General features: G+C 59.6%; 23 protein-coding genes. 20 read left to right on the top strand and 3 right to left on the bottom strand.

The window, feature by feature from the left end:
• Positions 1-2 precede the first annotated feature (2 nt).
• The 9 genes from RGR602_RS32535 (at position 3) to RGR602_RS32575 (ending at position 12,839) form a co-directional block, all read left to right on the top strand.
• Positions 3-1,505 (top strand): carnitine 3-dehydrogenase, encoded by a 1,503-nt coding sequence (locus tag RGR602_RS32535; protein WP_040116042.1) that lies wholly within the window; start codon positions 3-5, stop codon positions 1,503-1,505.
• A complete protein-coding gene (locus RGR602_RS32540; RefSeq protein WP_040116043.1) occupies positions 1,502-2,662 on the top strand; it encodes an acyl-CoA dehydrogenase family protein in 1,161 nt (386 codons plus the stop codon). The genes RGR602_RS32535 and RGR602_RS32540 overlap by 4 nt, the downstream gene beginning before the upstream one ends.
• 4 nt (positions 2,663-2,666) lie before the next feature.
• Positions 2,667-4,721 (top strand): acetate--CoA ligase family protein, encoded by a 2,055-nt coding sequence (locus RGR602_RS32545; protein WP_040116044.1) that lies wholly within the window; start codon positions 2,667-2,669, stop codon positions 4,719-4,721.
• Between the two features lie 6 nt (positions 4,722-4,727).
• On the top strand, positions 4,728-5,510 hold the full coding sequence (locus tag RGR602_RS32550) for a carnitinyl-CoA dehydratase (RefSeq protein ID WP_040116045.1): 783 nt from the start codon (positions 4,728-4,730) through the stop codon (positions 5,508-5,510).
• A gap of 120 nt (positions 5,511-5,630) precedes the next feature.
• On the top strand, positions 5,631-7,220 hold the full coding sequence (locus tag RGR602_RS32555) for an ABC transporter substrate-binding protein (RefSeq protein ID WP_040116046.1): 1,590 nt from the start codon (positions 5,631-5,633) through the stop codon (positions 7,218-7,220).
• Positions 7,221-7,316: 96 nt separating this feature from the next.
• Positions 7,317-8,324, top strand: coding sequence for an ABC transporter permease (locus tag RGR602_RS32560; protein ID WP_040116688.1), 1,008 nt, complete (start codon positions 7,317-7,319; stop codon positions 8,322-8,324).
• Positions 8,321-9,148: an ABC transporter permease gene (locus RGR602_RS32565; RefSeq protein ID WP_040116047.1), complete on the top strand. Its 828-nt coding sequence runs from the start codon at positions 8,321-8,323 to the stop codon at positions 9,146-9,148. Before RGR602_RS32560 ends, RGR602_RS32565 begins: the two co-directional genes overlap by 4 nt.
• Complete coding sequence (locus tag RGR602_RS32570; RefSeq protein WP_040116048.1) at positions 9,141-10,772, top strand: ABC transporter ATP-binding protein; 1,632 nt, start codon at positions 9,141-9,143, stop codon at positions 10,770-10,772. The genes RGR602_RS32565 and RGR602_RS32570 overlap by 8 nt, the downstream gene beginning before the upstream one ends.
• A 63-nt stretch (positions 10,773-10,835) precedes the next feature.
• Positions 10,836-12,839, top strand: a complete 2,004-nt coding sequence (locus RGR602_RS32575) for a CocE/NonD family hydrolase (protein WP_040116049.1) — start codon at positions 10,836-10,838, stop codon at positions 12,837-12,839.
• Positions 12,840-12,841: 2 nt separating this feature from the next.
• Here the strand turns inward: RGR602_RS32575 and RGR602_RS32580 are convergent, their stop codons facing one another.
• Both RGR602_RS32580 and RGR602_RS32585 read right to left on the bottom strand, forming a co-directional pair.
• Positions 12,842-13,738, bottom strand: coding sequence for an alpha/beta hydrolase (locus RGR602_RS32580; RefSeq protein WP_040116050.1), 897 nt, complete (start codon positions 13,736-13,738; stop codon positions 12,842-12,844).
• A 93-nt stretch (positions 13,739-13,831) separates the two neighbouring features.
• Positions 13,832-14,308 (bottom strand): Lrp/AsnC family transcriptional regulator, encoded by a 477-nt coding sequence (locus RGR602_RS32585; RefSeq protein ID WP_040116051.1) that lies wholly within the window; start codon positions 14,306-14,308, stop codon positions 13,832-13,834.
• 102 nt (positions 14,309-14,410) lie between these two features.
• On the opposite strand from RGR602_RS32585, the gene RGR602_RS32590 reads away from it, so the two are divergent.
• On the top strand, positions 14,411-14,956 hold the full coding sequence (locus tag RGR602_RS32590; RefSeq protein WP_040116052.1) for an RBBP9/YdeN family alpha/beta hydrolase: 546 nt from the start codon (positions 14,411-14,413) through the stop codon (positions 14,954-14,956).
• An 86-nt stretch (positions 14,957-15,042) separates the two neighbouring features.
• Here RGR602_RS32590 and RGR602_RS32595 read toward each other — a convergent pair whose 3' ends face one another.
• Positions 15,043-15,747: a transcriptional regulator NanR gene (locus tag RGR602_RS32595; RefSeq protein ID WP_040116053.1), complete on the bottom strand. Its 705-nt coding sequence runs from the start codon at positions 15,745-15,747 to the stop codon at positions 15,043-15,045.
• A gap of 176 nt (positions 15,748-15,923) precedes the next feature.
• On the opposite strand from RGR602_RS32595, the gene oiaX reads away from it, so the two are divergent.
• From oiaX to apnL, 10 genes are all read left to right on the top strand, one after another.
• On the top strand, positions 15,924-17,180 hold the full coding sequence (gene oiaX, locus RGR602_RS32600) for a 3-oxo-isoapionate-4-phosphate decarboxylase OiaX (protein ID WP_040116054.1): 1,257 nt from the start codon (positions 15,924-15,926) through the stop codon (positions 17,178-17,180).
• A 5-nt stretch (positions 17,181-17,185) separates the two neighbouring features.
• Complete coding sequence (locus RGR602_RS32605; protein ID WP_040116055.1) at positions 17,186-18,523, top strand: four-carbon acid sugar kinase family protein; 1,338 nt, start codon at positions 17,186-17,188, stop codon at positions 18,521-18,523.
• A complete protein-coding gene (locus RGR602_RS32610; RefSeq protein WP_040116056.1) occupies positions 18,507-18,740 on the top strand; it encodes a hypothetical protein in 234 nt (77 codons plus the stop codon). Before RGR602_RS32605 ends, RGR602_RS32610 begins: the two co-directional genes overlap by 17 nt.
• A 129-nt stretch (positions 18,741-18,869) precedes the next feature.
• Complete coding sequence (locus RGR602_RS32615; RefSeq protein ID WP_040116057.1) at positions 18,870-19,697, top strand: phosphogluconate dehydrogenase C-terminal domain-containing protein; 828 nt, start codon at positions 18,870-18,872, stop codon at positions 19,695-19,697.
• 85 nt (positions 19,698-19,782) lie between these two features.
• Entirely contained in the window at positions 19,783-20,724 is a 942-nt protein-coding gene (locus tag RGR602_RS32620; protein WP_040116058.1) for a D-ribose ABC transporter substrate-binding protein, read from the top strand.
• 71 nt (positions 20,725-20,795) lie between these two features.
• The gene (locus tag RGR602_RS32625) at positions 20,796-21,440 is read left to right on the top strand and encodes a DUF2291 family protein (RefSeq protein ID WP_040116059.1); all 645 of its coding nucleotides are present in this window, start codon (positions 20,796-20,798) and stop codon (positions 21,438-21,440) included.
• The gene (locus tag RGR602_RS32630) at positions 21,437-22,987 is read left to right on the top strand and encodes a sugar ABC transporter ATP-binding protein (protein ID WP_040116060.1); all 1,551 of its coding nucleotides are present in this window, start codon (positions 21,437-21,439) and stop codon (positions 22,985-22,987) included. Before RGR602_RS32625 ends, RGR602_RS32630 begins: the two co-directional genes overlap by 4 nt.
• Entirely contained in the window at positions 22,984-24,048 is a 1,065-nt protein-coding gene (locus tag RGR602_RS32635) for an ABC transporter permease (protein WP_040116061.1), read from the top strand. The genes RGR602_RS32630 and RGR602_RS32635 overlap by 4 nt, the downstream gene beginning before the upstream one ends.
• A gap of 1 nt (position 24,049) precedes the next feature.
• On the top strand, positions 24,050-25,084 hold the full coding sequence (locus RGR602_RS32640) for a Gfo/Idh/MocA family protein (protein ID WP_040116062.1): 1,035 nt from the start codon (positions 24,050-24,052) through the stop codon (positions 25,082-25,084).
• A complete protein-coding gene (gene apnL, locus RGR602_RS32645; protein ID WP_040116063.1) occupies positions 25,081-26,946 on the top strand; it encodes a D-apionate lactonase in 1,866 nt (621 codons plus the stop codon). Before RGR602_RS32640 ends, apnL begins: the two co-directional genes overlap by 4 nt.
• Positions 26,947-26,976: the final 30 nt, after the last annotated feature.

The following is a 26,976-nucleotide window of genomic DNA, read 5'->3' on the forward strand; positions in this document are numbered from 1 at the left end:
GGATGATAAAGATCAACAAGGCAGCCTGCATAGGCGGCGGCGTCATCGGCGGCGGATGGATTGCTCGCTTCCTTCTCGCCGGTATCGACGTTGACGTCTTCGATCCACATCCTGACGCGCGCCGCATCATCGGCGAGGTCCTCGCCAATGCCGAACGGGCCTATGCGATGCTGACAGGCGCACCGCTGCCAAAACGCGGCAAGTTGACCTTCTGCGGCAGCTTGGAAGAAGCCGTCGTCGATGCCGACTGGATCCAGGAAAGCGTGCCCGAACGGCTCGACTTGAAGCGTAGCGTCTTAGCCCAGATCGACGCGGCAGCGCGACCGGACGCCTTAATTGGCTCGTCGACGTCGGGCCTGCTGCCGACCGATCTTCAGCAGGACATGCAGTATCCGGAACGCCTCTTCGTCGCCCATCCCTATAATCCGGTCTATCTCCTGCCGCTGGTCGAGATCGTCGGCGGTGAGAAGACGGCGATGGCGACGATCAAGGCCGCGATGGAAAAATTGCCGCCGATTGGCATGAAGGGCGTTCACATCGCCAAGGAGATCGAGGCTTTTGTCGGCGACCGCCTTCTCGAGGCGCTGTGGCGCGAAGCCCTCTGGTTGATCCATGATGATATCTGCACAGTCGAGACGCTTGACGACGTGATCCGCTATTCCTTCGGCCTGCGCTGGGCACAGATGGGTCTCTTTGAGACCTATCGGATTGCAGGTGGCGAGGCTGGCATGCGCCACTTCCTCCAACAGTTCGGTCCGTGCCTCGCATGGCCCTGGACGAAGCTCACCAATGTCGTCGATCTTGACGACGCGCTCGTCGAAAAGATCGGCCAGCAGTCCGATGAGCAGGCAGCTGGCCGTTCCATTCGTGAGCTCGAACGAATTCGCGACGAAAATCTCGTCGGTATCCTTCAGGCCCTGAAGGGGTCCAATGACGGCAAGGGCTGGGGTGCTGGAAAGCTGCTTAAGGAGTTCGAGCACTCGCTTTGGGCAGCGGGCGGAAAGACGAAGGCATCATCCGATCTCTCGCAACCGCTGCGACTGATCGAAACCACGGTCAGCCCCGCCTGGGTCGACTATAATGGCCATATGACCGAGCACCGTTACCTGCAGGTTTTCGGCGACACTTCGGATGCCCTCTTGCGCCTCATCGGTGTTGATCTCGCTTATGTTGAGGCGGGGCAAAGCTATTATACGGTGGAGACCCATATCCGCCATCTCGCACAGGCCAAGCTCGGTCAGGCGATCCACGCAACCTGTCAGGTGCTTTCCGTCGATGAAAAGCGGTTGCAGGTGTTCCACACGATCCACGACACGGCGGCTGGCGAGGCGATTGCGACCGCCGAGCACATGTTGGTGCATGTCGACACAAGGGCCGGCAAAGCGATACCCGCCGCAGCTGGGGTGCTTGAGAAAGCCGGGTCCATCGCCGCTGCCCATGCCGCTCTCCCCCGTCCTGAAGGAGCCGGCCGCCACGTCGGTCAGAAGCGTTGGGGTACGTCATGAACTTTGCTCTCAACGAAGAACAGGAGATGATCGTCAAAACGGTCCGCGGCTTCGTCGAAACGGAAATCTATCCGCACGAAAACGCCGTCGAGCGCACCGGCATCGTCGCGCCTGAACTTGGCCAGGCGATCCGGCGAAAGTGTATCGAACTCGGCTTTTACGCCTGCAATTTTCCTGAAGAGGTTGGCGGCGCCGGGCTCGACCATACCACTTTTACTCTGGTGGAGCGGGAACTTGGCCGCGGCTCGATGGCCCTGACGGTCTTCTTCGGTCGTCCCTCGGGTATTCTCATGGCCTGCGAAGGTGACCAACGGGACCGGTATCTGCTGCCGGCTGTGCGCGGGGACCGGATCGACGCGCTTGCAATTACCGAGCCGGATGCCGGTTCGGACATGCGCGGCATGAAGTGTGCGGCCCGCCGCCATGGGAGCGATTTCATTCTCAATGGCACGAAGCATTTCATCTCGCATGCCGACGTCGCCGATTTCGTCATCGTCTTTGCCGCAACCGGCGAGGAGGAGACACAGAAGGGAACGAAGAAGAAAATTACGGCCTTCCTCGTCGACCGCGGCACGCCTGGCTTCGAGATCCTCAAGGGTTATGATTCCATATCGCACCGCGGCTACCACAATTGCATCTTGAACTTCACCGATTGCCGGCTTCCCGAGAGCCAGGTGCTGGGCGGGATCCATCGCGGTTTCGATATCGCCAATGAATGGCTCTACGGAACGCGACTGAGCGTTGCCGCCACCTGCGTCGGACGGGCCCGGCGCGTCTTCGAGATGGCCCTTCCCTACGCTGCCGAGCGCAGGCAGTTCGGCAAGCCGATCGGGGCCAATCAGGGCGTTTCTTTCAAGCTCGCGGACATGATCACCGAGATCGATGCGGCCGATTGGCTGACGCTTGCTGCAGCCTGGCGGCTCGATCAGGGTTTTGGCGCCAACCGCGAGATCGCCTCGGCAAAGCTCTACGCTTCCGAAATGCTTGCGCGCGTAACGGACGAGGCCATCCAGATCTTCGGCGGGATGGGTCTGATGGACGATCTGCCGATTGCCCGTTTCTGGCGGGATGCGCGGGTCGAGCGCATCTGGGACGGCACTTCCGAGATCCAGCGCCACATCATCAGCCGTGAGCTGCTGCGGCCATTCGGAGCATGAAACGATGACCCAGCGCTCGCTCGACCGCCTGCTCAGACCTCAAACGATCGCTGTCTTCGGCGGTCGCGAGGCGCATCGGGTTATCGAGCAGTGCGACCGAATGGGGTTCGGTGGAGACGTCTGGCCGGTCCATCCGAAACTCGAAGAGGTTCATGGACGGCGCTGTTATCGTTCGATCCTGGAACTGCCCGCCGCGCCCGATGCCGCTTTCGTCGGCGTCAACAGAATCCTGACACTCGACGTTGTCAGAGATCTTGCTGCAAGAGGAGCAGGCGGTGCGGTCTGTTACGCGTCGGGCTTTAGCGAGGCGGCCGGCGAATTGGCCGACGGTGCCGATCTTCAAAGGCGCCTGCTGGACGCGGCGGGCGACATGCCGATCCTCGGGCCGAACTGCTATGGTTTGATCAACGGTCTTGATGGCGCATTGCTCTGGCCCGACCAGCATGGGATGCAACGTGTCGACCGCGGCGTTGCAATTCTTACCCAGTCTTCAAATATCGCGCTCAACCTGACCATGCAGACGCGCGGCCTGCCTATCGCCTATCTGGTCACGGTCGGCAACCAGGCGCAGACGTCACTTTCAGACGTCGCCTACGCGCTGCTCGAGGACCCTCGCGTCACCGCAGTCGGGCTTTACGTAGAGGGTTTCGGAAATCTGCCGGTGCTCCAGGACCTCGCGCTCCGAGCACGCGAGCTGAAAAAACCGGTCGTCGCGCTAAAGGTCGGGAAATCCGAGCAGGCGAAACGAGCGACGGTTTCACATACCGCTTCGCTTTCCGGCAGCGACGCGGTCGCCGATGCCGTTCTTGGCCGTCTGGGGATCGGCCGTGTCGGCTCATTGCCGGAATTGCTGGAAACGCTAAAACTCCTGCATGTCGCCGGACCGCTTACCGGCAATGCGATTTCCGCGATGAGCTGTTCAGGTGGCGAAGCGTCGCTGATGGCGGATGCCGCCGTCGGTCGCGCCTTAGAATTTCGCCCCTTGCGGCCTTGGCAGCTGGCGCCCCTTCGCCTCGCGCTCGGCCAAATGGTCACCCTTTCCAATCCCTTGGACTACCACACCTTTGCGTGGGGCGATCTCGGTCGCCAGACGGACGCTTTTACGGCAATGTTTGACGGCGGCTATGCGCTCAATCTCGTCGTGCTTGATTTCCCGCGGACCGACCGATGCGATGCTACCGACTGGACGACGACGGTCGATGCGATCGTTGCCGCTTCAGCCTCCACCGGTGGACTTGCAGGCGTTGTCGCGACGCTTCCCGAGAACATGCCTGAAGATCGTGCCGTCAGCCTGATGGCGAGGGGCGTCATACCTTTTTGCGGCATTTTCGAAATGCTTGCGGCAACCGAGATCGCAAGCCGAATCGGTCGGGAATGGAGCGTTCCGCCAGAGCCATGCCTTCTCGACGTGCCGCAAGTCGAAGGCGAGATCGAAACGTTGGATGAGGCCGATGCAAAGGCCGCGCTCTCGGCCTTTGGCGTTCCCGTCCCTGCCGGTGTCGTTGCGAATTCTCCGCAAGAGGCGATGGAATGCTCGCAAGGGCTCGGCTATCCCGTCGCGCTCAAGGGGCTCGCCATTGAGCACAAGACCGAGGCGGGTGCGGTGGCGCTCAACTTAAAGGACGCGAAGGCGGTATTCGACGCAGCCACATCAATGAACGGCACCAAGGCATTCCTGGTCGAAAAGATGGTGGAGCACAGCGTCGCAGAGCTGATCATTGGAGCAATACGCGATCCTGTCTTCGGATTGACACTCACAGTCGGTTCGGGCGGAATTTTAGTGGAATTGCTTGAAGATTCCGCCATTTTGTCACTTCCAACGACCAGAACGGCGATAACGGAGACGATTTCGCGCCTGAGGATCGGAAAATTGATCAACGGCTATCGTGGCCGGCCAAAAGGCGACCTCGAAGCGGTTGTCTTCGCTGTCGCAGCAGCGGCAGATTATGTCGTAAAGAATGCCGCGCGTCTGGAGGAACTGGACATTAATCCATTGATGGTTCTTCCTGAAAACAAGGGCGCTGTCGCGGTCGACGCCCTCATACGGCGAAGGAGGTAGCAGAAGTTGAGCAGCTCCATTCGCACGAGACGCGACGGCGGGATTTTCGAGGTCATCATAGACCGGCCGAAAGCGAACGCCATCGATCTTGCAACGAGCCGCGAGATGGGCGTTCTTTTCCGCGATTTTCGAGACGATTCAGCCCTGCGCGTAGCAATCATTTCCGGAGCCGGCGAAAAATTCTTTTCCGCAGGCTGGGATCTCAAGGCGGCAGCGGCAGGCGATGCCGTCGATGGCGACTACGGCATCGGAGGCTTCGGCGGGATCCAGGAACTGCGCGATCTTAACAAGCCGATCATCTGTGCGGTCAACGGCATCTGTTGCGGCGGCGGACTGGAGATTGCCCTTTCGGCGGATCTGATCGTCGCGGCTGAACATGCGACCTTCGCGCTGCCGGAAATCCGCTCGGGAACGGTTGCGGATGCAGCTTCCGTCAAGCTTCCCAAGCGCATTCCCTACCATATCGCAATGGACATGCTCCTGACGGGACGCTGGCTCGATGTCCACGAGGCCCATCGCTGGGGCTTCGTTAACGAGGTCGTCGCGGCCGACAAATTGATGGACCGTGCATGGGCACTTGGCCGCCTACTCGAAAGCGGACCGCCGCTTGTCTATGCCGCAATCAAGGAAATCGTGCGCGAAGCGGAGGGAACAACGTTTCAGACTGCCATGAACAAGATCACGAAACGGCAGCTTGCAACAGTCGATGCCCTCTATTCGAGCGAAGACCAATTGGAAGGCGCGCGGGCTTTCGCGGAGAAGCGAACCCCAATGTGGAAAGGAAAGTGACGAGGCGGCGGCAACCGCCATTTTCCCGCATGATCTCGGGCAGCGCAGGCGGAAGAGGAAACCGCATGCCGCCAATTGCCCGAAAGTTCTGTCAACGGATCAAGAAGAAGGAACAGGGGAATGAACCGCTATACGAAATATCTCACAAGTCGCGTAACCTCCGGTGGACTGAGCCGCCGCGAATTCATCGGACGTGCCATGGCAGCAGGCATTACGCTGGCTGTTGCCGATAAGCTTTTTACTGAAAGCGCACATGCAGCGGAGCCGAAGCGTGGCGGTCATCTGAAGCTCGGCCTCGAAGGTGGGGCGGCAACCGATTCCAAGGATCCCGCAAAATTCCTGTCGCAGTTCATGTTCTGCGTCGGCCGCTGCTGGGGCGATATGCTGGTTGAATCCGATCCGCTGACGGGGGCTGCAGTCCCTGCGCTTGCCGAATCCTGGGAGCCGTCGAAGGATGCGGCGACCTGGACCTTCAAGATCCGCAAGGGCGTCAAATTCCACGACGGCAAGGAATTGACAATCGACGACGTCGTCGCGACGCTGAAGCGCCACACGGACGCCAAGTCCGAATCCGGCGCCCTTGGCGTGCTGGGATCGATCAAGGATATCAAGGCGGATGGCGGCAATCTCGTATTGACGCTGAGCGAAGGCAATGCCGATATGCCTCTGCTGCTCACCGACTATCACCTGGTGATCCAGCCAAATGGCGGCAATGACGATCCGCTCGCCTCGATCGGCACCGGCCCCTACAGGCTGACGAGCTTCGAGCCGGGTGTTCGCGCAACTTTCGAGAAGAACAAGGACGACTGGCGTTCCGACCGCGGTTATGTCGATTCTATCGAAATCATCGGCATGAATGATGCTACCGCCCGTATCGCAGCGCTGTCATCCGGCCAGGTACACTACATCAATCGCGTCGATCCGAAGACGGTCGATCTTTTGAAGCGCGCACCGAACGTGGAGATTTTGTCGACCTCCGGCCGCGGCCACTACGTCTTCATCATGCATTGCGATACCGCGCCGTTCGACAACAATGACCTGCGCCTTGCCCTGAAATACGCCATGGATCGAGAAGCCATGGTCAAGAAGATCCTTGGTGGTTATGGCAAGCTCGGCAATGATTTCCCGATCAACAATACCTATGCGCTGTTTCCCGAGGGCATCGAGCAACGTGCGTATGATCCCGACAAGGCGGCATTCCATTACAAGAAGTCCGGTCACAGCGGCTCTGTTCTGTTGCGCACCTCCGAGGTGGCCTTCCCCGGTGGAGTCGATGCGGCCGTTCTCTATCAGGAAAGCTGCAAGAAGGCGGGCATCGAGATCGAGGTCAAGCGCGAGCCCGGCGACGGTTATTGGACCAACGTCTGGAACGTCCAGCCCTTCTCGACGTCTTATTGGGGCGGGCGGCCGACGCAGGACCAGATGTATTCCACCGCCTATCTGTCGACAGCTGACTGGAACGACACACGCTTCAAGCGGGCGGATTTCGACAAGCTGCTGTTACAGGCGCGCGCCGAACTCGATGAGACCAAGCGCAAGGACATGTACCGGACGATGGCGATGATGGTGCGTGACGAAGGCGGGCTCATCCTGCCGATGTTCAACGACTTCGTGAATGCTTCCACCAAGCAGGTAAAGGGCTATGTTCACGATATCGGCAACGACATGTCGAACGGTTACGTCGCGACCCGCGTCTGGCTGGACGCCTAGCGCGTGAAGGGGTTAACGCCCCTCATCTCTAACGCAGCCAGGACCGTGGGAATGCACCCCGCGGTCCACCCGACGTTTCAGCACGAGGCCATCGCCATGTCCAATCCTCCGTCAGGTCACATCTTACCCGGCCTGAGGTTCAAGCAGCGTTTTCCTCTGCTTGCCCTTATTCTCGAGCGCTTCGTGCTCAGCATCATCCTGCTCTTTGCCGTCTCCGTCGTGATCTTCGGAGGCCTGGAAGCACTGCCCGGCGATTTCGCGACAACCTATCTCGGCCAGTCCGCAACCCCTCAAGCCGTCGCCAATATCCGTCAGGAACTCGGGCTGAACCGTCCGGTAACGACGCGCTATTTCGAGTGGCTCGGGGATGCCTTGCGGGGTGACTTCGGCTCGTCGTGGGCCAGTAAAAATTCCGTCGGCGAGCAGATCGGCAAGCGGCTTGGCAATTCACTCTTCCTTGCAGGCTTCGCTGCCGTCATCTCGGTACCGCTTGCCGTCGGTCTCGGTATGCTCGCCGTCCATTTCCGCAACCGTCTGCCGGACAAGATCATAAACATCATCTCGCTGGCGGCGATTTCGCTGCCTGAATTCTTCATCGGCTATCTCCTTATCCTTTTCTTCGCCGTCAAATTCGGCGTCGCGACCTTTCCGGCGACCGTCTATGAAAGCATGGGCCTCGTCGACCGACTTAAGGCGATCGCCCTGCCCACGGCGACCCTCGTTCTCGTCGTTCTGGCCCATATGATGCGAATGACGCGCGCTGCCATCCTTTCCGTTATGTCTTCAGCCTATATGGAAACTGCCGAGCTCAAGGGGCTCGGTGCCTTCCGATCAATCGTCAAGCACGCAGCCCCCAACGCGCTGGCGCCGATCATCAATGTCGTGGCGCTCAATCTTGCCTATCTCGTCGTTGGCGTCGTGGTTGTCGAGGTCGTCTTCGTCTATCCCGGCATGGGTCAGTATATGGTCGACGCTGTCACGGTTCGCGACATGCCGGTCGTGCAGGCCTGCGGCCTCATCTTCGCTGCCGTCTATATCTTCCTGAACATGGTGGCCGACATCCTCGCCATCATCGCCAATCCGCGACTGAGGCACCCGCGATGAGATTGCGAAATGTTCCCATCACGGCCTGGATCGGTATGTTCGGCATTGCCGCCGCCTTCATCTGCGCGATCTTTGCGCCCTTGCTCGCCCCCTATGGCGAAACGGAAGTGGTCGGCAACGTCTGGCAGATAGCCGATGGCCAGTATTTCTTTGGGCTCGACAACCTCGGACGTGACATCCTCTCACGTCTGATCTTTGGCGCCCGCACGACGCTGTTTGTCGCCCTTGCCGCGACGATCATCTCCTTTTCGCTCGGCATCATCTTGAGCTTCACAGCGGCCGTCTCGCGCGGATGGATCGATATGGTCTTCTCACGATTCAACGATCTGATGATGTCGATCCCGACGCTGATCTTCGCGCTCGTCGTTCTCGCCGTGTTGCCACAGAACCTGATCGTGCTGATTGTCGTGATGGCGATTCTCGATTCCACCCGCGTTTACCGGCTCGGTCGGGCGGTCGCGCTTGATGTCGCCGTCATGGACTTCGTCGAAGCCGCGAAACTGCGTGGCGAAGGCAAGACCTGGATCATCTTCCGCGAGATCCTGCCAAATACGCTGACACCACTGCTTGCCGAATTTGGCTTGCGTTTCGCCTTCTCGATCCTGTTCTTGTCGACGCTTTCTTTCCTCGGTCTCGGCATTCAACCGCCAGCGGCCGATTGGGGCGGCATGGTCAAGGATAACAAGGACGGCATCATCTTCGGAATATCTGCAGCCCTTGTTCCCGGTTCGGCGATCGCGGCCCTTGCCGTCTGCGTCAATCTCGTCGTGGACTGGCTGTTGAAACGTACGTCCAGCCTCAAGGGAGGGCGCGGCGATGCCTGAGCTTCTTTGCGTCCGCAATCTGAAAATCGAAGCGACCAGCTATCCCCCCGGCGAGCCGCCGAAGCGCGTGACGATCGTCGATGACGTGTCCTTCGACCTGAAAAGGGGCAAGGTTCTTGGCCTCATCGGCGAATCCGGCGCGGGCAAATCGACGATCGGGCTTTCTGCCCTGGCCTATGGTCGAGGCGGTGCAGAAATTACAGGCGGCGAGGTTCGTCTCGACGGCCAGAATATTCTTGCACTCAACACGGACGGTATCCGCCGGATCCGCGGAGCGCGTGTCTGCTATGTCGCACAGTCGGCGGCGGCCGCTTTCAATCCCGCACACCGGCTTGGCGATCAGGTGATCGAGGCCGCGGTGAAACATGGGCTCGTGACCAAAGAGGAAGCGAAGGAAAGGGCAATGTACCTGTTTCGGGTGCTTGGCCTGCCGAACCCGCAGACCTTTGGGGATCGCTTTCCCCATCAGGTCTCCGGCGGCCAGCTGCAGCGCGCCATGACGGCCATGGCGCTCTGCCCCAATCCCGAACTCATCGTCTTTGACGAGCCGACGACAGCGCTCGACGTCACGACCCAGATCGATGTCCTTGCCGCTATCAAGCATGCGATCGAAAAGACCCGCACGGCAGCACTCTATATCACCCACGACCTCGCCGTGGTTGCTCAGATTTCCGACGACATCATGGTGCTGCGCCATGGAAAGCAGGTCGAGTATGGCAGCGTGCAGCAGATCATCGAGGCGCCGCGGCAAGAGTATACGCGTGCCCTCGTCAATGTGCGGCAGGCTGTTCGAGAAGAAGCACCCGACCAGTCAGATACGCTCTTGAAGGTCGACCATGTCAGCGCTGAATATTCCAACGGCTTCAAGGTACTGCACGATGTCTCGCTGCATGTTCCAAGGGGCCAGACGCTTGCCGTCGTCGGCGAATCCGGTTCCGGAAAGTCGACGCTTGCGCGCGTCATCACCGGTCTTCTGCCGCCAAGCGAGGGCAAGGTGTATTTCAACGGCAATGCTTTGACGCCGAATGTCAAAAGTCGCTCGCATGACGACCTGAGGCGCATCCAGCTGATCTACCAGATGGCCGACACGGCGATGAACCCGCGCCAGACCGTGCGCGACATCATCGGCCGGCCACTAGCGTTCTATTACGGCCTGCGCGGGGCAGCCAAGACCGCTCGGGTCAAGGAACTGCTCGAGCAGATCGAGATGGGCAGCGGCTTCATCGATCGCTACCCGGCAGAGCTTTCAGGGGGGCAGAAGCAACGTGTCGCCATTGCGCGGGCACTTGCCGCAAAACCGCAACTCATACTCTGTGACGAGCCCACTTCAGCGCTCGATCCGCTGGTCGCAGAAGGCATCTTGAACCTTCTTCTGCGGCTGCAGGAAGATACGCAGCTTTCCTACATCTTCATCACCCACGATATCGCCATCGTGCGGGCGATCGCCGACAGCGTTGCAGTGATGCATCGCGGCAAGCTCGTCCGCTTCGGACCAAAATCCAAGGTGCTCTCCCCGCCATTCGACGACTATACCGATCTCTTGCTCAAATCCGTACCCGAGATGGAAATCGGCTGGCTTGAGCGGGTGCTCACCACACGCAGGATGGAGAGCGCCGGCAACTGAATTCAGGGGGGCGGGTTGTTCTTCTAGGTTCACCATTCCCCCGCATTTGCTGACCAGGACACCATGACCGAACGCGGCTTCACGACCATCGAAAACCATTGGATCGCCCTCAAGGACGGCACGCAGCTTGCCGCGCGCATCTGGATGCCTGACGACGCGGTGGCCGATCCCGTTCCGGCAGTCTTCGAGTTCCTGCCTTACCGCAAGCGCGACGGAACCAGCCTTCGTGATGAATCGACCTATCCCGTCTTCGCCGCTGCGGGGATTGCTGGGGTACGCGTCGACATCAGAGGGTCAGGCGAATCCGACGATGTCATCGACGGCGAATATACTGAGCTCGAACTCGCCAACGCCTGCGAACTGATCGCTTGGATCGCTGCTCAGCCATGGTCGAATGGTTCTGTCGGCATGATGGGTATCTCCTGGGGCGGTTTCAACAGTCTCCAGGTCGCAGCCCTTCGCCCGCCGGCTCTTAAAGCGATCATCTCCATCGCTTCGACGGTCGATCGTTTTAACGATGACATACATTACAAAAACGGATGCCATCTTTCGGCTCAGCTTTCCTGGGCGGCAACCATGCTCGGTTATCAATCGCGCCCGCCGGATCCTGCAATCGTCGGCGACCGCTGGAAGGAAATGTGGCTGCAGCGCCTTAAGCGCGAACCCTTCTTCATGGACGAGTGGCTCAAGCATCAGCGCAAGGATGACTTCTGGCGTCATGGCTCGATCTCGGAAGATTTTTCCCGCGTCGACATTCCCGCACTGGTCATCGCCGGTTGGGCCGATGGCTACCGCAATACGCCGCTGATGGCGGTGGAAGGTCTGGGCGGCAAGGCGAAGGCGCTCATCGGGCCCTGGGTTCACAAATACCCGCATTTCGCCTGGCCAAAGCCACGCGCCGACTTTCACGGGGAGGCAATCGCCTGGTGGAACCGCTGGCTGCGTGGCGACAAAAACGGCGCCGATGCGCTGCCGCAGGTGCGCGCCTATATCCTCGACGCCATCCGGCCGGCGCCGCGCCGCGATTTCGACCCTGGCTTCTGGATCGCCAAGGATGTCTGGGAGCCGCCAAAGATGCAGTGTTTTTATGTCGAGCAGTTCGGCCGGCTGACTGAGGGGATGCCGATCCCCCAGGCGCCGGAGCATCGCCTCCATCTCCGTTCACCGCTCGATACCGGCACTGCGTCAGGCGAATATTTCACGCTGAAGCCGGATGCGGAGATGGCTCTCGACCAGCGCGGCGACGATGCGGGGTCACTCGTTTTCGAGACCGTGCCGATTGCCGAAGACCATGACTATCTCGGCCGGCCGGAAGTTACTCTGTCTCTTCGCTCAGAGGCGGCGACCGCCAATCTTTGCGTGCGTCTGGTCGATGTTCATCCCGATGGGACAGCGACACGCATCTCGTTCGGCGTGCTCAACCTTGCTCATCGTGACGGCAATGCCGAGCCGGAACCGCTGAAGACGGGAGAACCGACCACGGTGCGCGTCGTCCTTGATGCCTTGGGCTATCGCGTCGGCCGCGGTCACCGCATCCGCCTTTCACTCTCGACTGCCTATTGGCCGCTGATACTGCCGCCTCCGGAAGACGCTGGCGTGAGCATCGATACAGCTTCGATCGGCCTTGCGCTTCCCAAACTCGGCGACCATCAACAGATCGAGATGAAGGCGCCTGAGGATCCTGATCCACTGCCGAAGTATATCGAGCACGCTCCTGCTGCCACGAAAAGACAGGTCGTCCGTGATCTGTCCGGCAATTTTACCCATTATCAGATCCATGAGGACACCGGTCTTTTCGAGCATCCCGAGACTGGGCTTTCGACACGGCAGCTGAGGCAAGAAGTCTGGTCGATCGCGCCCGACGATCCTCTCTCGATGACCGGCACTTCCACATGGACATGCGACATGCAGCGCCCCGGCTGGTCGATCCGCACCGTGTCGACGGCCAGGATCTCCTGCACTAAGACGAGTTGGATGATCAGCGCCGTTGTCACGGCCTATGAAGGCGAGGCTCAGGTCTTCGAAAAGATCTTCGCAGAAAAGCAGATCCCGCGGGACCTGATGTAATGTCATGCTGCAGCAAAGCGGCTGGCGGCCTCGCACACTGCCCGAAAGCCGATGCGGGCTCCATCGCTCATATGACGCGCTCTTAGCCAGGCGTGTACCAATTGCGGCTCTTCGCGGAACCAGACCTCCACACCGGCCATTGCAAGCTTGGCCGCGTAGTGGCGGCCATCGTCGCGCAGCGGATCGAAATGAGCGACGGTGATGAAGGCGGGCGGCAGCTCCGCAAATGAGGCGGCGGCAAGGGGTTCGGCGACGGGATCGCCTGGCGGAGCCTTCAGGCTTGCGCGGTAATAGGCGACGTCCGACGTTCTCAGCCCCGGTGCATTTTCCATTTCAATGAAGGAACCGGATACAAGGTCTCCACCAAGCGTCGGATAGATCAGCACCTGGCCGGCAATGCCGAGCAATCGCTGCTGCTGCGCCCTGATCGCCAATCCAGCGGCGAGATTGCCGCCAGCACTGTCGCCGATCAGCACGACCTGCCTGTCTGAGACGAGCAGGTGTTTCAACACCTCGAAACAATCATCCGTTTGCGCCGGCCATCGATATTCGGGCGCAAGGCGATAATCGACCGAAATTAGCTCGGCACCGGCAAAATCGGCAATCTCTGCGCAGATCGCATGATGGCTCTCAAGCGATCCCACCACAAAGCCGCCGCCATGCAGATAAAGCAGGACGGTCTCTGTCCTGATCGCCTTCGGCCGATAATGCCGTATCGCAATCCGGTCGAGAACGCGGGCATCCTCAGTCGTCAGGCCCTCCGGCAGGGGCTGGTCGAAACCCACACAAAGAGCATCGTACCATTGCCTTTGCTGGGAAATGGGAGCAGCCACCGCATCAGCGGGATAGAAGCTGTCACAGATTGCAAGGAACTGCGTAATCCCTTTCTCTGTCGGCATCGGTTGATGCACGGGCGTACCTCTTCTTGGTCGACGTTGCGTTCGTTTTTTTGCACTCGCGAAATACGCCTGATCGGCTTTGTGCTGGAATTCCTAAACCTGCTGGATCAGTGTGCGCCCGATGAATTTCGGCGGCTCGTCGCGCAAAACGAGGGACGTTGTGACCGCTCCGAACCGCGCGATCGAATCCACAATCGTTGCGAGGTCTCCCGGTGACGGGACCAGAACCTTCAAGAAAAAGCAGTCCTCTCCCGTCAGCCGCAGCACTTCTATAATATGTGGCATTTCGGAAAATTGCTTCAAACATGCGCGGATGTGCTCGTGCGTCGTACGAAGGCGTACGACCGCCATCATTCCCAATCCTAGCCGGGCGGCATCGATACGTGCTCCGTACCCAGCGATGATGCCACGTTCTTCCAGCCGCTTTACCCTCTCCGACGTCGCCGGTTGAGACAATCCAATCTTGCGCCCAAGTTCCGAAATCGCAATCCGTCCGTCCTCCTGCAATGCTTCAATGATGGCGATATCGGTCGGATCGAGCAGGAAGCGTCCGTTTTGGGCAGGTGGCATGCTTTGACCGTTAGTTCATCGGAAATCGGATGTGTTTTCCGATGATTGCCTATTCCAGAGACAGATGGAAGACGCCATCTTCCCGACGTGAAAGGAGAAATCATGGCCGACATCATCATTCTGCCCGGTATTGGAGGATCAGGGGAGACACATTGGCAAACGCATTGGGAGCGGACAAATCCCCGAGCGATCCGTTTTCAACCGAGGAGCTGGGATAGGCCGGATTTACCGGACTGGGCCGCGGCGCTGGAGCGAACCGTCGCCGCCACGAAAAATGCGCCGCTGCTGGTGGCGCACAGCCTGGCGTGCCTTCTGGTCGTCCATTGGCAGCGCGTTTCTTCTCTTCCCGTAGCAGGCGCCTTCCTTGTGGCGGTTCCCGATCCGCAGTCCGATGCCTTTCCAGCGGAGGCTGCCGATTTCACCAACCCACCGGAAGGCAGGCTCCGTTTCCCCTCTCTCGTCATTGCAAGTTCCGACGATCCTTATGGCAAGATTGAACATGCCCGCATGCGGGCGGCCGAATGGGGCAGCCACATTGTCGAGGTCGGAGCACTCGGCCATATCAACGGCCGCAGTGGGCTTGAGGACTGGCCGAATGGGCAAGCCTTGTTCCAGGCATTTGCCGAAAGCATTCCCAAGAGAGCATGAGCAAGCGACTGCTGCCGATTGGCGGCTCGAGCGAAACTTCATCCGCAAGGCCTCGCAGACCATAGTGATGGAGCCACGTGAGTGAACTACTTCGTGTAGAGGGCCCGCGAGCGTTCGAGATGCTTCAGAACCGCTGCCTCGGCACCATCGGCGTCGTTTGCGGCAAGCCGCTCAAGAATTTCCTCGTGCTCGACCAGTGTAAGCTTTTCCTTGCCGGTCCAGATGAGCATTTCGGTGTGATATTCCTTCAGCCATGCGAGCATTGCCTCACTCACTGCGACGAATATCGGATTGCCGGAAATCTGAGCGATGCGCGTATGAAAATGCATATCCGCGGCAATGAACTCTTCTGCGTGTCCCAACGCGCGGCGCTGGCGGTCGATAATGTCGCGAAGCGCGTCGACGTCGCTCTGCTTGGTACGTTGAGCGGCCTCCCGCGCCATGCCCCGTTCGAAGAAAATTCGGGCGCTCTTCAGATGCTCCAGAGAATCGGCCGACTGGGACAGCATGATCTTCGCTGTCAAATCGACCTGACGGAAGATTGATTGCGCCGTCAGTTGCAGTACCTTGGCTCGTTCACCATGGGAAATGTTCACGAGCCCCTTATTGGCAAGTGACTGCATCGCTTCGCGGATTGCAGGACGACCAACGCCAAAGCGCTCCATGAGAACGCGTTCGGACGGCATTTCATCCCCAGGCTGTAGTTCGCCTGACGTAATCATCCGCTCGAGTCGATCAAACACTTCGTCGGACAGTTTCCGGCGGACGATTTGTTCGATGGGATGTGTCATAAGATCTCGCTGGCTCAAAATGTCTCCTCCTACCATCTTCCATGCCGAGAACAAAGCTCAGCCCGAAATTCGCGTATTGAAAGATTCCACTTTTCATCGATTGGAATACTGATTATACCAGATCATAAGTTGACGCCATGCCAAACTTTCGTGGCGACAGGAGCAAACCGCCCGCCATGATGATTACGCTCACCTACCGCATCGAGACGCCTGGGAGCGTCGAATCAATGGCGGACAAGATCGCAAGCGACCAGTCGACCGGAACCTTCGTGCCCGTTCCGGGTGAAACCGAGGAGCTGAAATCGCGTGTCGCCGCCCGAGTTCTGGCGATCCGCCGCCTCGGCGATGCAGGCCGCCCAACATGGCCGGAGGTTGGGCCCGGCACTCTGCTCCACCGCGCCGAGGTCGACATCGCCTTTCCGCTGGACGCGATCGGCACAGATCTTTCGGCGCTGATGACCATCGCGATTAGCGGCGTCTATTCCATCAAGGGCATGACCGGCATTCGCATCGTCGACATGAAACTGCCGGACGCCTTCAGGGGTGCCCATCCTGGACCGCAGTTCGGCATTCCCGGAAGTCGCCGCCTGACCGGGGTAGAGGCCCGTCCGATCATCGGAACGATCGTCAAGCCGGCCCTTGGCCTGCGGCCGCTGGAAACGGCGGAGCTTGTCGGCGAACTCATCAAATCCGGCGTCGACTTCATCAAGGATGACGAGAAGCTGATGAGCCCGGCCTATTCGCCACTCAAGGAGCGTGTCGCGGCGATCATGCCGCGTATTCTGGACCATGAACAGAAGACCGGCAAGAAGGTCATGTATGCGTTCGGCATCTCGCATGCCGACCCCGACGAAATGATGCGCAACCACGACATCGTCGCCAAGGCCGGCGGCAACTGCGCCGTCGTCAACATCAACTCGATCGGCTTCGGCGGCATGAGTTTTCTTCGAAAGCGTTCCAATCTGGTGCTGCATGCGCATCGCAACGGTTGGGACGTCCTGACGCGCGACCCGGGCGCCGGCATGGACTTCAAGGTCTACCAGCAGTTTTGGCGACTGCTCGGCGTCGACCAGTTCCAGATCAACGGCATCCGGGTAAAATACTGGGAACCGGACGAAAGCTTCATCGCATCGTTCAAGGCCGTCACCACGCCCCTCTTCGACGCCTCCGACTGCCCGCTTCCGGTTGCTGGATCCGGTCAGTGGGGAGGACAGGCGCCGGAGACCTACCAACGAACCGGCCGTACCACCGACCTTCTCTACCTTTGCGGCGGCGGCATCGTCAGTCATCCCGGCGGACCGGCAGCCGGCGTTCGGGCGGTACAGCAGGCCTGGCAGGCCGCAGTCGCCGACATACCATTGGAGGCCTACGCAAAAGATCATCCCGAGCTTGCGGCTTCCATTGCAAAGTTCAGCGACGGAAAAGGCGCCTGATCGCGATGGACAAGCTTCTCATCAGCTACTACGGCGATGACTTTACCGGCTCCACCGATGTCATGGAGGCCTTGGCGTCGAACGGCATAGCGACTGCGCTCTTTCTCGACATCCCTACGGCCGATATTCTCGCCCGCTTCAAGGGTTGCCAGGCGATCGGTATTGCGGGAACAAGTCGCAGCGAGACAACCGCATGGATGCAACAGCACCTGACGCCCGCTTTCGAATGGCTGAAGTCGCTGGGCGCCGAGATATGCCACTACAAGGTCTGCTCGACCTTCGATTCCAGTGCTGAGATCGGCAGCATCGGCAAGGCGATCGAAATCGGCCGGACGACCTTCGCTCAGCCCATTGTGCCTGTCATCGTTGGTGCGCCGCAATTGAAGCGTTATACCGCCTTCGGCAACCTTTTTGCCGCCTACCAGGGCCATATCTATCGCATCGACCGGCACCCGGTGATGCGCTGTCATCCGGTAACTCCGATGGATGAGGCCGACCTTGCCGCCCACCTGGCAAAGCAGACCCGCCTTCCCGTTGCCGTCGCCGATCTTGTTGCACTCACATCGGCAAACGCCGACGCGCGTATTGACGAACTCGCGTCGAATTCAGAAGGGATTGTGCTCATCGATGTCGAATCCGAGGCGACGCAGGTGGCTGCAGGTAAACAGCTACTCCGTCTGACCAGCAAATCCTCAAGTTTCGTTGCCGGCTCGTCGGGGGTCGAATACGCGCTTCTCAGTGCCTGGCGGCAAAACGGCGTTATCGGCCAAGGCAGCATCGAGTTTGCCGATGTGGGCCCGGTCGACCGCCTCGCCGTCGTCTCCGGCAGCGTATCTCCGACGACCGAGCGTCAAATCCGAAATGCGGTCCATGACGGCTTTGAAACCATTGCAATCGACCCTCTTGCACTGGTGTCGGAGGATAGCGAACGCTGTGCGGATGAGGCGGTACAGTCCGGCACCCGAAAGCTGAAGCAGGGAAAGAGCGTCATTTTCTATACCGCCCTTGGCCCGTCGGCAGACGTTGGCGTCCACATCGACATGGTCGCGGGCGCTCGTCACAAGCTCGGAAATGTGCTCGGCTCGGTCTTGCGCCGTTTGATCGAGAGCGAAGGGCTTTCACGTGCCGTCATTGCCGGTGGCGATACCTCCAGTCATGCACTCAGGCAGTTGAAGATCGATGCTCTGACGACGCTACTTCCGCTTCCCCACACACCGGGTTCTCCGCTTTGCCTCGCGCATGGCAGCTATGGGCCGACGAATGGCCTGCAGATCGCTCTTAAGGGCGGCCAGGTTGGATCCGACGGCTATTTCGCGCAGATCCGCGATGGAAGGAAGAACTGAGATAAGCTTCCGGGTCCGCACCAGCTTCAAGATGAACAAGATCGTAGACGAAGCGCTCGCCTTCGCGAACCGCCTTGCCGATGCGGACCGTGAACTTGTATTCGCATCCGGCGCGTGGTCGGGCGAAGTCTTGCCAATGATGTGGAAGGAGTTCCAGCGCGAGCATTTTGGTGGGGCGGATAAAACGTCGGGCTTCGATACTTCTGGCCGTCCTTAGGCTGAAGGACCGCCAATTAATCGGCTCGACGAAGAAAACCACGCATCGTGATACTTTATTGATGATATGGTGATTGACTCATTATACCAGTATATGGTCCTATCGGACTGAGAAGAAGGTGAGGGAAACATGACTAGAATTGCCCTATTCGGCGCAGGCGGAAAAATGGGATATCGGCTTGCCAAGAACCTCAAGGGTTCACGTTTCGATGTGCGCCATGTTGAGGTTAGCGACGCCGGCAAAGTCCGACTGAAGAATGACCTCAACCTCGAATGCATGCCGGTTGATGCCGCCCTTGATGGCGCGCAAGTGGTCATCCTTGCCGTGCCGGACTCGGCGATCGGAAAAGTCGCGGCAGGCATCGTCGACAAGCTCAAGCCCGGAACCATGGTCATGGCCCTGGACGCTGCGGCTCCCTTTGCCGGTCATCTGCCAAAGCGCGACGATCTCACCTATTTTGTTACCCATCCCTGCCATCCGCCAATATTCAATGACGAGACGGAGATGCAGGCGAAGAAGGACCATTTCGGGGGGTTATTCGCCAAGCAGCACATTGTTTCGGCGCTGATGCAAGGACCAGAAAGCGCATACGCGCTCGGCGAGGAGATCGCCAAGGTCATCTGGGCGCCCGTCATGCGCTCGCACCGGGTTACAGTCGACCAACTTGCAATGCTCGAACCTGGCTTGTCCGAAACCGTCTGCGCATCGCTCCTCGTCGTCATGCGACAGGCCATGGACGAATGCGTCGCGCGCGGCGTGCCCGAAGAAGCTGCCCGCGACTTCCTGCTCGGCCATATGAACGTGCTTGGCGCGGTCATCTTCAAGGAAGTTGACGGCGTGTTTTCAGATGCCTGCAACAAGGCGATCGAGTTCGGCATTCCTGCGCTGATGCGCGAAGATTGGAAGAAGGTTTTCGAACCACAGGAGATCGCCGAAAGCATCCGGCGTATCACCTGATACTGGCCTGGGGAGGCAACGCCTCCCCTCAACCGCCCCAAGGGAGACGGGGCGCGCTATTCACATTCACACCCGGGAGGAGAAAATGAGACTGACACGTAAATTGACAATTGCGGCCTTCGCCGGCGCAATGGCGCTCGCAACGGCCATTCCGGCATATTCGGCCGACCTTATCGCCATCATCACGCCGGCCCATGATAATCCCTTCTTCAAGGCCGAAGCCGTCGGTGCTGAGGCCAAGGCAAAGGAACTTGGCTACGAAGCCCTCGTCATGACGCATGACGATGACGCCAACAAGCAGTCCGAAATGATCGACACCGCAATCGGAAGGGGTGCCAAGGCCATCATCCTCGATAATGCCGGTGCAGACGCCTCTGTCGCGGCCGTCAAGAAGGCCAAGGATGCGGGCATCCCCTCTTTCCTGATTGACCGCGAAATCAATGCGACGGGCGTCGCCGTTGCCCAGATCGTTTCCAACAACTACCAGGGTGCCCAGCTTGGTGCGCAGGAGTTCGTCAAGTTGATGGGTGAAAAGGGAAATTATGTCGAGCTGGTGGGCAAGGAGTCCGACACCAATGCCGGCATCCGCTCCCAGGGATACCATGACGTTATCGACGACTATCCGGACCTGAAACTTGTCGCCAAGCAGTCGGCGAACTGGAGCCAGACGGAAGCCTATTCGAAGATGGAGACAATCCTCCAGGCCAATCCCGACATCAACGGCGTGATTTCGGGCAACGACACGATGGCCATGGGGGCGATCGCAGCCCTCCAGGCTGCCGGTCGCAAGGACGTGATCGTCGTCGGCTTTGACGGTTCCAACGATGTCCGCGACTCCATCAAATCCGGCGGCATCAAGGCGACCGTCCTGCAGCCGGCCTATGCCCAGGCGCAATTGGCCGTCGAACAGGCAGACGCCTACATCAAGAACAGGACGACACCCAAAGAAGAAAAGCAGCTCATGGACTGCGTTCTCGTTAACGCAGACAATGCTGACAAGCTCGAGACCTTCGCGCTCACGAACTAACCGCACCGAGTCTTGCAGAGGGCGCAGCACTGCGCCCTCTGCAGTGCATATTGTATGTCGAGGTTCATTGCATGTTGAGAATGAAGGGCGCTCTGCTCGCTGCAGTCGTGGCGGCGGCCTTGCCCGGTTGCAAGATCATCAAGACACCGACCGCAGAGGAAAAGGCGGCGGCAGCGGCCAAGACCGCCTTCGATCCGAATGCAAGGGTCGAGGCGATCTGGCAGCCCCAGGTCGTACCCTATTTCGAGAAGCGCGCAGGCGAACTGAAAGAAGTCTTGCAGCTGGCCACCTCCAGCCCAGACCAGGCGGGAGGGAGGTATGGCAACCCGCGCAAGCAGAGCAGCTCGCCGTGGACCTATGCGGTGAAATTCACCGGCAAGGTCATTGCGGCCGACACGGCATCGCGTGCAGCAACGCTCGATGTCGACGCCGATGGCGACGGAAAAGCCGATGCAAAGGTCCAGATCGGGCCGGCTCTGCGCGGCACGGCGTTGCGCGACACCCTCGACTTCGTCAATTTCAACGAATTCAAGAACCAGATCGAGTGGGCGCAGTTTGGCAAGGCGTTCAACGAGAAGGCCAATACCGCCTTCCTGTCCGCTATCCCACGCGACGGCCTAGCCGGCAAGACAGTGACCGTCATCGGGGCCTTCCCTCTGCCAAACAGCGGACAGCTTCCACTTGTTACGCCTTGCCAACTGACGGTGGCATCATGACGGCGACCGCCACACCGAAGGACGACATTATCCTGCGCCTCGACGACGTGTCGAAGGTCTATTCCGGCATCGTCGCGGTCAAGCGCGCCAATCTCGAGCTGCACCAAGGTGCCGTTAACGTCCTGGTCGGCGAAAACGGCGCGGGCAAATCGACGCTGATGAAGATTATCGCAGGCGTCGAGCGCCCCACACTCGGCCGCATCATCCTGGATGGTGAGCCGGTCTCGTTCGCCAGCCCGGCCGATGCGCAAGCCTACGGAATCGGCATGATCTTTCAAGAGCTCAATCTCTTCGCCAACATGTCGGTCGCGGAGAACATCTTCGCCACTCGCGAGATCACACGCGGCCTATTCGGCATCGACCACAAGGCACAGGCCGCGAAAGCCAATGAATTTCTGAAGCGTCTGGATGCCGGAATCGAGGCCGAAGCGATGGTCGAGGATCTGCCGATTGGCCAGCAGCAGCTCGTCGAAATCGCCAAGGCGATGTCGCTGAATGCCCGCATCCTGATCATGGATGAACCAACCTCTGCCCTCTCGGCCGCCGAAGTTGAAGTCCTCTTTAAGGTGATTGCCGAGTTGAAGGCTCAAGGGGTGGCGATCATCTACATTTCACACCGGCTTGAAGAGCTGATGCGCATCGGCGATTACATCACTGTCCTGCGCGACGGCCAGATCACCGGCCAGGCGATGGTTCGCGATATCGATACACGCTGGATCGTGCGCTCCATGATCGGCTCTGATGCCAAGGATTTCGCAAAGTCGGCAGATCACGCCGTCGGAGACGAGGTGTTCCGCGCCGAAAACATCAGCCTGCCGCGACCGACGGGCGGACTTGCGGTCGACAACGTCTCGCTATCGGTCAAAGCGGGTGAAATTCTCGGCATCTATGGTCTCATGGGCGCCGGGCGCAGCGAATTCTTCGAATGCGTGATCGGACGTCACCTGCACTCTACGGGCAAGATCTTCATCGAAGGCAAGGAAGTACGCGCCCGCGATACCACCAGGCGCATCCGCCGCGGCCTTGCGCTCATTCCGGAAGACCGGCAGCGGGAGGGACTGGTCCAGGTGCTCTCCATCGCCTCCAACCTGACCTTGGCAAGCCTTGGTCGCTTTACCCGCCTCTTCCACATCGACAGCGGCGCCGAGAAGAACGCCATTCGCGATGCGATCCGGGACCTCTCGATCAAGGCGCCCAACCCGGATTTCGAAGTGACCTCGATGTCGGGCGGCAACCAGCAAAAGGTGGTCATCGGCAAGGCGCTGATGACCAACCCAAAAGTGCTTTTGATGGACGAGCCAAGCCGCGGCATCGATGTAGGCGCCAAGGCCGATGTCTTCCGCACCATGCGCCGGCTGGCGGCAAACGGGCTCGCCATTCTGTTTTCGACTTCTGACCTCGAAGAGGTCATGGCGCTTTCCGATCGCATCGCGGTGTTGAGCAACGGCCAACTGGTGGCCGTTTTCGATCGCAGTGAGGCAAAGGAAGAAGCCATTGTCCAGGCTTCGGCCAAGGGACATGGACATCAAGGGAAACTCGCCTCATGACGGCCGCTACTTCATCCACCTCATCGCCGGCGAGCGCGAACGGCTCTTTCCTTCTGACGCTGATGAAGCTCAGAACCTTCATCGCGCTCTTCGCCGTCATCGTCTTCTTCGCGATCTTCGCACCGAACTTCACCTCGACTGCGAACATGATCCTGATGTCAAAACACGTCGCGCTCAATGCCTTCCTGGCGATGGGCATGACGTTCGTCATCATCACCGGCGGCATCGACCTGTCGGTCGGATCGATCGTCGGGCTTTGCGGCATGGTCGCCGGCGGTTTGATCCTTTACGGGATCGAGCTGCCAATCGGCTACACCATCTATTTCAACCTGTTCGAGATCGTATTGATCACGCTCTCGATTGGTCTCGCAATCGGGCTGATCAACGGGCTGCTCATCACGAAGCTCAACGTTGCCCCGTTCATTGCGACGCTCGGCACCCTGTATATCGCCCGCGGTCTCGCGCTGCTTTCCTCAGACGGTCAGACCTTTCCGAACCTCGTCGGCCGGCCTGATTATGCCACGACCGGCTTCGACTTCTTTGGCGCAGGTCGGGTGCTCGGCTTGCCGGTATCGATCTGGATCCTCATCGCGCTCGCCTTGCTTGCAGCTTATGTCGCGCGCTCGACGCCGATCGGGCGTCATATCTTCGCCGTCGGTGGCAACGAGCGCGCAGCGCGCATGTCGGGGATCCGCGTCGATCTCGTAAAGATCTTCGTCTATATGTTCTCCGGCCTTTGCGCGGCCATCGTCGGCGTCGTCATCTCATCGGAACTCATGGCCTCGCACCCGGCGACTGGTGAGAGCTTCGAACTCAACGCGATCGCTGCGGCGGTTCTTGGCGGAACATCGATGTCGGGCGGCCGCGGGACGATCGGCGGAACGATTATTGGCGCCTTCGTCATAGGCATCCTGTCGGACGGGCTGGTCATGATGGGCGTCTCGTCCTTCTGGCAGATGGTCATCAAGGGACTGGTGATTATCATTGCCGTGGTTGTCGATCAGGCCCAGCGTCGACTGCAGCAACGCGTTACCCTCATGCAGATGGCAAAGGCGGGTTGAAATGACCGAATTGCAAGGTGCATTGATCGGCTGCGGCTTTTTCGCGATCAACCAGATGCACGCATGGAACGATGTCGAAGGAGCCAGGATCGTCGCGATCTGTGACCGCGATCCGGCAAGGTTGAAGGTCGTCGGAGATCAGTTCGGCATCGATCGTCGCTACCGCGATGCCGAAGCACTGTTTGCAGACGGCGGTTTCGATTTCGTCGATATTGCCACGACGGTAGAGAGCCATCGCGCCCTGGTGGAAATGGCGGCCCGGCACAAGGTGCCGGCCATCTGCCAGAAGCCATTTGCCAAGACGCTGTCAGACGCAAAGATCATGGTCGAGACGTGCCGCAATGCCGGCGTAGCGCTGATGGTGCACGAGAATTTCCGCTGGCAGACGCCGATCCAGGCGGTTCGAAAGGCGCTGGAGGTGGGCGCAATCGGCACGCCCTTCTGGGGACGTTTCTCCTTTCGCTCCGGCTATGACGTCTTCTCGGGACAGCCGTATCTGGCAGAAGGTGAGAGATTCATCATCGAGGACCTCGGCATCCATGTACTCGACATTGCGCGTTACATCCTCGGCGACGTCTCGGCAGTCACGGCCCGCACGAAGCGGGTCAACCCCAAAATCAAGGGCGAGGACGTCGCGACTATCCTGCTTGACCACAAAAACGGCGCCACATCGGTCGTCGACGTCAGCTATGCCACGAGACTCTTGACCGAACCGTTCCCCGAGACGTTGGTCGAGCTTGATGGCTCCGAAGGCACAATCCGGCTCACCCAAGGTTACGGCCTCAAAGTGACCAATGCTGAGGGCACCACCACCACGAACGTGTCTCCGAAGCTGCTGCCCTGGGCGTCACGGCCCTGGCATAACATTCAGGAGAGCGTGTACGCGATCCAGCAGCACTGGGTCGACCAGTTGAAGCGCGGCATGGAACACTCGACCTCCGGCGCCGACAATTTAAGGACATTCGCACTCGTCGAGGGAGCCTATGAAAGCGCGGCGAAGGGTCAGACGATCGATGTCGGAGCGATGCTGCAATGACTGTCGATCCATTTCTGCTCTACGGCACGCATTTCGTCGAACCGAAGCCGGTCCGACTGCGTGCCGGAAAACTGGAGGCCGATCTTGCCAATGGCAGCCTCCGCACCATTCGCTATGACGGAACCGAGGTGCTGAGAGCAGTCTCCTACCTTGTGCGCGACCGTGACTGGGGCACCTACAGCCCGGAGATCTCCGACCTCAAGATCAGCCAGAAGGACGATCATTTCGAGGTCGGCTACCGGGCACTGTGCGACGGACCGCAGAACTCGACTCTCGTCATCGACGTTCGCATCCTTGGAAGCACCGACGGCCTCGACTTCGAGGCCGAAGCTGTCTCGGAAACAGGCTTCGAGACCAACCGCTGCGGCTTCTGTATCCTGCATCCGATCGTTGGAATAGCCGGAACGCGGGCTGCCATCGAGCACGTCGACGGCAGGATCGTCGCGACAAGGTTTCCTGATTTGATCGAGCCGTGGCAACCGTTCAAGGAGATGCGCGCCATCAGCCATGACGTCAGGCCCGACGTCATGGCTGAATGCAGGATGGAGGGCGACACCTTTGAAATGGAAGACCAGAGAAACTGGTCGGATGCGTCATTCAAGACTTACGTCAGGCCACTCGCCCTTCCGTGGCCTTATGCAATTCCGGAAAATCAGCCCGTCCGGCAGAAAGCATCGCTCATCATCAGGGATGGCCGCCGCGCGCGACACCCCTCGGCTGCGGCCTTCGACAAAATTATAAAACTCAACCTCGGGCTGCGGACCGGTACGATGCCGGCAATCGGTCTAATCATTACACCCGAGGAAGCCGATGCGACGCTGTCGTCAAAGGCGATACTATCGGAAATCGCGCCCCAGGAACTCCTCTTCCATTTCGATCCCGGTTCCGGACACGGCGTCGAAGCGCTCAACCGGTTCGCCGCAATCGCCGCCATTCACCGCGGACGCTCGACGCTGGAGATCGCACTTGCCTGCAAGCAATCTCCTGCCTTCGAGGCGGCCAAGATTGCCCGGCAGGTTGAGTCGGCGGAATTCAAACCGGATGCGATCATGATCTCGCCCTCGGTCGACCGGCAATCAACGCCGCCCGGCAGCAAATGGCCGGACTGCCCGCCTCTTGAAGAGGTCTACGCGGGAGCCCGCTCCGCCTTTTCAGGCATTCGCCTCGGCGGCGGCATGCTCAGCTATTTTACGGAACTCAACCGCAAACAGGTACCGGAGGGACCGCTTGACTTCATCAGCCACTGCACCAACCCGATCGTGCATGCGGCCGACGATCTCAGCGTCATGCAGACATTGGAGGCCCTGCCTTTCATTACCCGTTCCGTGCGGGCCATCTACGGCCGGAAGCCCTACCGGATCGGCCCATCGACCATCGCAATGCGACAGAACCCCTATGGCAGCCGCACGATGGATAATCCGTCGGGTGCACGCATCCCCATGGCCAACCGCGACCCGCGCCATAACGGACGTTTCGCGGAGGCCTTTGCCCTTGGTTACGCCATCCGCGTGCTGGATGCCGATCTCGAATGCCTGACGCTATCGGCGTTGACCGGTCCGTTTGGTTTGATCGCCGGTCCGACTGAACCGATCGAGGAAGGCGGCCGGCGCCCGCTGTTCAATACGGTGCGGACGCTGTCTGCATTGGCTGGTTCATCCTGGCAAGAGTGCCTGTCCTCCTCCCCCTCCGAGGTCCTGGCGTTTGTCGTTAACGGCACCACAGGGGCAAGGCTTCACATTGTCAACCTGACGGGCAGCGAACAAACCATCGATCGTGGCGCGTGCACGAGAGTATCAGGGGATGCGAGCGCAATCCTTCAACTCGCCCCCCTCGCGACAGCGGTCTTTCCACTCGCCGATTGACCTTCAGCGTCGCAACTGCATCTATGACAT

Origin of the sequence: Rhizobium gallicum bv. gallicum R602sp, from assembly GCF_000816845.1 — a bacterium.
Lineage (GTDB): Bacteria > Pseudomonadota > Alphaproteobacteria > Rhizobiales > Rhizobiaceae > Rhizobium > Rhizobium gallicum.

Coding starts and splice junctions, on each gene's coding strand:
- RGR602_RS32545 (WP_040116044.1), top strand. CDS start 2,667: ATGACCCAGCGCTCGCTCGACCGCCTGCTCAGACCTCAAACGATCGCT.
- RGR602_RS32595 (WP_040116053.1), bottom strand. CDS start 15,747: ATGACACATCCCATCGAACAAATCGTCCGCCGGAAACTGTCCGACGAA.
- RGR602_RS32610 (WP_040116056.1), top strand. CDS start 18,507: ATGGAAGGAAGAACTGAGATAAGCTTCCGGGTCCGCACCAGCTTCAAG.
- RGR602_RS32625 (WP_040116059.1), top strand. CDS start 20,796: ATGTTGAGAATGAAGGGCGCTCTGCTCGCTGCAGTCGTGGCGGCGGCC.
- RGR602_RS32615 (WP_040116057.1), top strand. CDS start 18,870: ATGACTAGAATTGCCCTATTCGGCGCAGGCGGAAAAATGGGATATCGG.
- oiaX (WP_040116054.1), top strand. CDS start 15,924: ATGATGATTACGCTCACCTACCGCATCGAGACGCCTGGGAGCGTCGAA.
- RGR602_RS32635 (WP_040116061.1), top strand. CDS start 22,984: ATGACGGCCGCTACTTCATCCACCTCATCGCCGGCGAGCGCGAACGGC.
- apnL (WP_040116063.1), top strand. CDS start 25,081: ATGACTGTCGATCCATTTCTGCTCTACGGCACGCATTTCGTCGAACCG.
- RGR602_RS32590 (WP_040116052.1), top strand. CDS start 14,411: ATGGCCGACATCATCATTCTGCCCGGTATTGGAGGATCAGGGGAGACA.
- RGR602_RS32560 (WP_040116688.1), top strand. CDS start 7,317: ATGTCCAATCCTCCGTCAGGTCACATCTTACCCGGCCTGAGGTTCAAG.
- RGR602_RS32605 (WP_040116055.1), top strand. CDS start 17,186: ATGGACAAGCTTCTCATCAGCTACTACGGCGATGACTTTACCGGCTCC.
- RGR602_RS32640 (WP_040116062.1), top strand. CDS start 24,050: ATGACCGAATTGCAAGGTGCATTGATCGGCTGCGGCTTTTTCGCGATC.
- RGR602_RS32575 (WP_040116049.1), top strand. CDS start 10,836: ATGACCGAACGCGGCTTCACGACCATCGAAAACCATTGGATCGCCCTC.
- RGR602_RS32585 (WP_040116051.1), bottom strand. CDS start 14,308: ATGCCACCTGCCCAAAACGGACGCTTCCTGCTCGATCCGACCGATATC.
- RGR602_RS32535 (WP_040116042.1), top strand. CDS start 3: ATGATAAAGATCAACAAGGCAGCCTGCATAGGCGGCGGCGTCATCGGC.
- RGR602_RS32570 (WP_040116048.1), top strand. CDS start 9,141: ATGCCTGAGCTTCTTTGCGTCCGCAATCTGAAAATCGAAGCGACCAGC.
- RGR602_RS32555 (WP_040116046.1), top strand. CDS start 5,631: ATGAACCGCTATACGAAATATCTCACAAGTCGCGTAACCTCCGGTGGA.
- RGR602_RS32630 (WP_040116060.1), top strand. CDS start 21,437: ATGACGGCGACCGCCACACCGAAGGACGACATTATCCTGCGCCTCGAC.
- RGR602_RS32565 (WP_040116047.1), top strand. CDS start 8,321: ATGAGATTGCGAAATGTTCCCATCACGGCCTGGATCGGTATGTTCGGC.
- RGR602_RS32580 (WP_040116050.1), bottom strand. CDS start 13,738: ATGCCGACAGAGAAAGGGATTACGCAGTTCCTTGCAATCTGTGACAGC.
- RGR602_RS32620 (WP_040116058.1), top strand. CDS start 19,783: ATGAGACTGACACGTAAATTGACAATTGCGGCCTTCGCCGGCGCAATG.
- RGR602_RS32540 (WP_040116043.1), top strand. CDS start 1,502: ATGAACTTTGCTCTCAACGAAGAACAGGAGATGATCGTCAAAACGGTC.